At 63.3% G+C, this 6,680-nt stretch carries 8 protein-coding genes; 2 read left to right on the forward strand and 6 right to left on the reverse strand.

Translation table 11 applies throughout. From position 1 onward, the window contains the following. The coding region (locus tag QZT63_RS11060; RefSeq protein ID WP_290651168.1) for a hypothetical protein at positions 1-957 on the forward strand (957 nt) is incomplete at its 5' end. Between the two features lie 30 nt (positions 958-987). Here the strand turns inward: QZT63_RS11060 and QZT63_RS11065 are convergent. The 6 genes from QZT63_RS11065 to QZT63_RS11085 all read right to left on the reverse strand — a co-directional run bounded on the left by QZT63_RS11065 (position 988) and on the right by QZT63_RS11085 (position 5,825). Then, the gene (locus QZT63_RS11065) at positions 988-2,169 is read right to left on the reverse strand and encodes a nucleotidyltransferase family protein (RefSeq protein ID WP_290651169.1); all 1,182 of its coding nucleotides are present in this window, start codon (positions 2,167-2,169) and stop codon (positions 988-990) included. Then, positions 2,099-3,016 carry an HprK-related kinase A gene (locus QZT63_RS11070; protein ID WP_290651171.1) on the reverse strand — a complete coding sequence of 306 codons (918 nt, stop codon included), beginning with the start codon at positions 3,014-3,016 and terminating at the stop codon, positions 2,099-2,101. The genes QZT63_RS11065 and QZT63_RS11070 overlap by 71 nt, the downstream gene beginning before the upstream one ends. Continuing rightward, on the reverse strand, positions 3,013-3,324 hold the full coding sequence (locus QZT63_RS20090; protein WP_366636763.1) for an HPr-rel-A system PqqD family peptide chaperone: 312 nt from the start codon (positions 3,322-3,324) through the stop codon (positions 3,013-3,015). The genes QZT63_RS11070 and QZT63_RS20090 overlap by 4 nt, the downstream gene beginning before the upstream one ends. 30 nt (positions 3,325-3,354) lie before the next feature. Further along, positions 3,355-4,188, reverse strand: coding sequence for a hypothetical protein (locus QZT63_RS11075; protein ID WP_290651173.1), 834 nt, complete (start codon positions 4,186-4,188; stop codon positions 3,355-3,357). A 308-nt stretch (positions 4,189-4,496) separates the two neighbouring features. Beyond that, the gene (locus tag QZT63_RS11080; protein ID WP_290651175.1) at positions 4,497-5,258 is read right to left on the reverse strand and encodes a class I SAM-dependent methyltransferase; all 762 of its coding nucleotides are present in this window, start codon (positions 5,256-5,258) and stop codon (positions 4,497-4,499) included. 237 nt (positions 5,259-5,495) lie between these two features. Next, positions 5,496-5,825 carry a PEP-CTERM sorting domain-containing protein gene (locus tag QZT63_RS11085; RefSeq protein ID WP_290651177.1) on the reverse strand — a complete coding sequence of 110 codons (330 nt, stop codon included), beginning with the start codon at positions 5,823-5,825 and terminating at the stop codon, positions 5,496-5,498. A 191-nt stretch (positions 5,826-6,016) separates the two neighbouring features. On the opposite strand from QZT63_RS11085, the gene QZT63_RS11090 reads away from it, so the two are divergent. Continuing rightward, the coding region (locus QZT63_RS11090) for a porin family protein (RefSeq protein WP_290651179.1) at positions 6,017-6,680 on the forward strand (664 nt) is incomplete at its 3' end.

Genomic DNA, 6,680 nt, shown 5'->3' on the forward strand with positions numbered 1-6,680 from the left:
GTCCATGACCAACTTGCCATCGTTGCCGTCATCGCCATGTTGCCGATGTTCTTCATGGACCTCGAACCCTGGCGCCGGATTCTTGTCCCCGAACTTCACGCTTTCGCGCACCTGCTTTTCTTCGCACTGCTGGCCTGGCTGGCCTTGCGCGCACCCCAGTTGCAACACTATGGATTCGCCGTTCGCGGCGTCACGGTATTGCTGCTGGCACTGCTACTCGGAACCGCTATGGAGCTACTGCAGCCGCTCTTTGGCCGGCAGGGCACGGTGCGAGACGTCTGGCAAAACGTCCTGGGGGCCGCGACGGTCGTCGCCCTCAGCGCTCCCGCCGGCGTCAAACGCCGCCTCCTTACCGCCCTGGTTGCGGTCATCCTCTACCTGGAGCTGCACGCCTCGGCCATCTCGCTGTGGGACCGCGGCGTTGCCCGCACCCAGTTTCCGCTACTCTCGGATTTCAGCACCGCTTTCGAACACCGACGCTGGTCGCGCGGCGAACCCGATAACACCATCGCCAGGACAGGGGAGAGGTCGCTACGGGTCGACCTCAGGCCCGGGCGGTTCTCCGGCACCACGCTGCAACGGTCGCTAGGTGACTGGACCCACTTCCGCGCATTGGCGTTGAGTATCTACAACGACGCCGACGACACACTGATGACCACCGTTTCCATACGGGACCACGCGCATCTGCGCCGCGGTGGTGGTTACCATGACCGTTTCAACCGGCACATCTACCTGTCGCCGGGCTGGAACGACATATGGATTCCCATCGCCGACATCCGGGACGCGCCGGCAGACCGCGTCATGACCATGAACGAGATCGCCGCACTCGCCGTGTTCGCGTCCGACCTCGAAGAAGAGCGCCGCATTTACATCGACTCGGTGCGACTCGCAACCGATCCGTGGCCGCAGCCGGAAGTCGTCCCCCCTCCCACGCTGACGGTCGAGTCACGGCCGTAGTCTCCCGCAACTGAAATGCTCGGTGCTCATTTAACCGTGGCGCCGAGCCGCGCCCGCTCCCTGATCTTGCGAATCCTCCTCCCGGGGCGCGAGAAAAGCCTTGTAGAACAGGTGCCGCGCCAACAGCGCAGGCGGCATCTTGATCCAGTGCGACCGCGCCAGCACCGCCGCACGGCTGACAGCATGCCGGACCGGGCGATGGCTGGTGGAGCGGGCCGTGGCGGCGTGCAGAAACATCCAATCCAGCGCGGCCTGGCGCACGGCACCCGGGGCGGTGGCTGCCAGCGACCGGTGCGTGCCCCTTGGAACGGGCGTGCCCAGCAGTGACTGCGCATAACGGAACGCGTGATGGACGTAGCCGGAAACCTGCAACGCGCGGGACTCGTGAACCACCGCGTCCCAGAACACCTGGCCGTCATCCCTTGCGAAGTGCTTCAGCAGGCAGTGCAAATCGTACAGGTCCCGGATGGCTGTATCCCACTCGCTATCGGAAAACAGATGCACCGCACTGTGGATCACCATATGGTGCGGGGCCAGCACACGGAATACGGAGCCATCGCCCAGGGGCCTCGCCTGCGCCAACAGCCGTGACGGGTCCGGTGGCGCACGCACCGTCTCCGGCAGGATGTTGTGGTGCACATCCAGCGTGCTGCCGCGGCGCATATGCTGCATCGGCGGCAACTCGTGCATCCACTGGCGGTAATAGCGCTGATCGTACTCATCAAGGTGTGTGGTCACCCAGCCCTGCCAGCGCAGCACCGTCTCAACCCGATCCAAATGCTCACGCGGGACCAGGATGTCCACGTCATTGCACAGCCGGCCGGCGGCATTGGGAGTGCGAGCGGCGATGTAGGCGGCCCCCTTGAGCAGCACGGGCTGGACGCGGGCGCGCGCGATCTCCGGCTGCAGGCAGCGCAGTTCCCACCGGATTGCCTCGGCCTTGCGATCGGCGGCGATTCGCCCCCCCAGGAGGTGCCCGCGAACCGACTCGGGAACACTCGCGAGCCCTCCGTGCGACTCCACGAGTCCACCCAGGGTGCCAAGCATGGACGCCGCTCTCGCCTGCCGAAGCACGCTATCCCATTGCGTCAGCGACAACTGTTGCGAAATGGCGGGCTCCGCCAGCGCACGCGGGAGAAGGTCACGCGCAGGGAGGCTCCAGGGCGTTGAACGTGGCAACGGCTTCGTCCAGGCGGCTGTAAGTGAAGTCATAGCATGCGCTGCGCTCGATCAGGTCGGCAGTGCGTTCGAAGGCGATCCGGCCAAGCGTCGTGTAATTAAAGGCGTGACGGGCAAGCTCCATGAAGGCCGACCCACGCCGCCTGGGGGTTAATTCCGTGCCCGCTCCCGGCCGGAAGCGGGGGAAAACGACCCAAGCAGGCCGAACCGGCGCCATCGCGCACTCCACACTATGCTGAGACGGCCGCAAATGGGCAACGGTGCCTTTGAGTGTATCGTGACAGGGCTCACTGACGAAGGCCTCCGGGGCAAACGAACGGATCACGGGAATCGACTCGTTCTTCAGACTGACTGGCCGGGACAAACCCCGAAGCTCCGTTGTCTCCACGTCCACGATGGCGAGCTCATCGGAGAGCAATCGCCAGCCACTGGCGGCCAATGCCGCACAGAGCGTGCTCTTGCCAGAGCCCGGCGGCGCAGGCAGCACGACGGCCGCGCCGTCACGCGCCACCACGGCGGCATGGAACAACAGGTGATGATTGACCTGGGAGGTGACACACCAGTTCAGGCCCCATTCGAGCATTGGGAAGGCCTGATGGTAGGCCAGGGGCTTGAAAACGCTCTTGCCCTCGAACAAGAACAGGACCTGCGGGCGGAACCAGCGCCGCACGGTCTGCGGCGCCCTCACCTCGATGTGAAAGTCGGCATACTGAGCGTCAGGAACAATGGGGAAATCCCGGTACAGCTCGGCCAGTCCGCTCGCCACGCTCAGGATGGGGCTGCGCAGACGGGTGGTAAACGGACCGGTAACCAGCGTCAACCCCCCGGGTGCACGTAGCTGCTTTTCCAGCTTGCGCTGCGGGAGCTCCGCCAGTCTCACGAACGCGCTCGCCTCACTATTGCAATCCGCTCGAATTCATGGAGCACCGCATCGACTGCAGCGGCCAATTCTCGCGGACTATCTACTCCAGCCGCGGGCAGCGCCGCGCACAATCCGTCCGCCGTCAAACCACCGGGCGTAGCCTGGAGCCGGACCAGCACATCGGCCGCCAAGCTGTTGATTAGGTGAGTGTCACCACTGCCGGGAAGGAATACGACCGCTTCCTCGCCACTCAGCCAGCGGCAACCGGCCTCCGGGTGAGCGACCCAGTAGAGCGCGCCAACGCAAACGCCCGGCGCATCAGTCATGCAACCCGGTTCCAGCCTGAGTCCGCCTGCTTACGCCTGCCATGATTCCCATGTCTGGTTGCCGTCGTAGGTCGACTTGAAGAATTCAAGGACCTGCTCCGGTGACATCGGCTCCGAGAGATGGTCATTGATGTAAGGCTCACCGCGCAGTGCTGCATTGAACATCTCTTGTACTTCGAGCACGGTTAATGGAATCTTCATGGCCGCGGCGTTGAAAAGGGCCGCCACCGCATGCCGGCCCATGTCGTCGCCAACGTATTCCTCATCGTTGAGCACCTCGAACAGGCTCATGGAGCGCTGCTCCTCCTCATTCCAGTAACCCAAGCCGCCAAACTCCCCGCCGGAGAAGGCATCGACACTCCAGAAGGGGGTGCCCAAGTTCTCAGGACTACTGAATGCGTCAAATTCATCGTCGCCGTAGACGTCGCCTTCGTCCGACAGGGCGTAGAAGTCACCCTCGTCCTCGAACTCGTTGTCGTCCTGCAGGGTGCCGTCGTCTTGAACAGTGCTGTCATCCTCGAGCGTACTCTCGTACTCTTCATAGATGCCGTCGCCCGGTTCGTAGGGACTTGGCCACCCGTCGTAGTCCCCGTAAGCCGCCTCTCTCCAGTATTCTGGCGTCTCGCCGCCACAACTCTCGGGCTCTGGGTGAAGGGAGCTGTTACCCGACGTCCAGCCGGATGGTGAGCAATTGCCCCCGGCCCGCAGGGGCTGCGCGTGCAGGCTCATGATCACGGACGTGGACACCGCGGCCACACCGAACCGGCGCCGCGACCAGCTTCGGGGCTGGTTGGCAGCGGCTGTCGATTTCGAACGCGCCCTAGACTCCTTGACTGGCTCCTCCGGGAGCCTCTTGTCATCCATTACCCACCCCCTCGATCGGAATCGGAATTCTTTACACTATGTCGTGTACTGACCTGAGTTTACGTCAAATTCTGGCCCGAGTAACGCTCACGCGCAATCTAAGACTTAGACCCGGTTTGACAACCCCTACCCGTTCGATGCAAGCATCCCGGAAGTCAGCGTTGGAAGTACTGCATGCAAAACACGCGCCGCAACCCCGCAACTCGCCTATCCCACTGATAGAAAAGGGCGTATAAAGACGCTCATTGAGGGGAGGTCGTCACTGACGGCACTCTTTGTAAGAATATCCGACATAGCGTCGGGCCGCACTACTCCTGACAGAGTGCCGCCGGCCGGCGGGCGCGGAGAATGAACGAGTGGCTAAGCAGTGCCCCCACGGGCGGCAGCCAACGCCATAGCGCGCGGGCTGGACGGCTTTCCAGCGTCCACTGTAGCCGCTGCAGGCGAGCCGGCAAGATCGGCAACCACTCCACAGCCAGGGGTTCCAGACCGGCGTTGCGGGCCACTCGAAGAAACCCATCGGGGCGATCATATCGCAGGTGGGGCGGCCGCCCGCGGCGCTGACGCCGCCACTCGGCAAGCCTGGTCGGGCCGCATCGTGCGTTCAGCGCATCCACCCATAGCTCTCCCCCTGGTTTCAGAACCCGACACAACTCTGCCAGGGCGGGGCGGGGGTCCGACAAGGCCTGCATCACACCGAAGCAGATGATTCCGTCCGCCTGACCATCCCGCAAGGGAAGCCGCAGAATATCGGCCGAGGCCCACTCCAGCCCGTCGGCCTGTGGATCGCCTCGCCCCCGAGCCTTGTGCAAGGAGGGCACCGCGTAATCCATACCAAGCAGGCGGTGCCCCTCCCGGTGCAAAAGGCGTGTGTATGTCCCCGCGCCGCAGCCGATGTCCAGCCAGAGCCCGGGCGGACGCGCTTCCGCATCCCATAGCCGCCGGAACTGCCGCACCCGCGTCTCGAGCCCGGTGGGCGTCCAGCCGGCGATACCGGCGTCGTCATCGAGGAGTGACCCCCGCTCGGTAAACCGCCGCCTCCAGCGCTGTTCGAATGCGGACCGCCCCAAGAGACCTCCTGCCAACAATTCCTTTGCCACACCCACTCCCTCCACCCCAGTAGCAGGCTGACGTTCGGTTAGGGTCGCGCGCGTATGATACTGCGATCCCAATGAGGAGGCACCGTTTCGCCCGCAACCGCGATGTGAAGCGAGTGCGAAACCCGGCGTTTGGTTACGCAGAATCACTAGAAAACGGGCGCCGGCCTTAGCGGCCAGCGCCCGTTACCGATCAGGTTTTATCGACGCTCACGCGCGAGCGCCACCCTTCGCAGCGTAATACAGGCCCAGGCCGCCGACGGCGAAGAGCATCAGCATCCCCGGCTCCGGCACCCGGGTGGGCGTGTTAGATTCACTAACGGAGACGAAACTGGAGTTCGGGTCATTGACGAAGGCCCCGTCAGAGCTGGCGACCTCATCACTCTCCCGCCCAAACATGGCGTTGATTGCGTTCCGCTCCCGCTCCATCTCGCTGTCCGTCAGGCTCAAATGGCTGACAGCCGCGGAGGCCAGCGGTGCCAGCCCCAACCCAACGCACACGAGCACACCCATTACCGCACGAACGACTATTTTTCTCATTGACCCACTCCTTATGGCTTACACTCCTTGATGGCCACTTCATGCAGAAACCGGGCCAGGCACGAACTATCAAACACTTAACAGGCGCAAGAGGCAGGAGCGGCGACGAGGTGTAAAGCCTGGCAACAGCGACGCGTACGGCATAATGCATTAACATGAATCACCTGCAACCACTCTAGGGAAGGATCATCATGATCAAAGGGATTACCATGCGGCACTGCTCCACCGCCCTGCCACTGTTCCTGGCGCTGACTCTGGCAACGTCCAATGCCCTGGCAACAGAGGCCCCGCGCCCTTACCTGGCGGCGGACGCCGGCCTCGCCTTCGTCGATCGCGATGACACGAAGAGCCGGCTGGATGACCTGGAGTCACACGCACGTGAAATGGGAGCCCAAACCTCGAAGGACATCGACGGTCGAAGCTTTGCCTTCTCGCTTGGGGCGGGGCTGCGGGTGACGCGGTACCTGTCGGCGGAGCTGAATTACTATAACCTGGGTGAATTCGATGCCGAGCTCACCGTCAGCACCGACGACGAAACATCGCAGCTAAACATTGAAGTCGACTTCTCCGGCTTCGGGACACGCGTGATCGGCCACCTGCCGGTTGCACAGTACTTGACGCTCGACGCGTCCGCCGGGGTGGGGCGCATCACTACAGAACGCAACATCGATAGCCTCGACGGGACAAGCGGGCGGGAAAAATCCACGGACACGGTCTACAACCTTGGCATCGGCGCTCAGTACCACATTCACCGCCATTGGGCTATCCGCGGACAACTGACCCGTTTCTTTAACGTGGGAGACGGCTCCATCCGCCGGGACCAGGTAGACGTCGCCACCCTCGGCGGCGTTTATA

It is taken from the genome of Aquisalimonas sp., assembly GCF_007120195.1.
GTDB lineage: Bacteria > Pseudomonadota > Gammaproteobacteria > Nitrococcales > Aquisalimonadaceae > Aquisalimonas.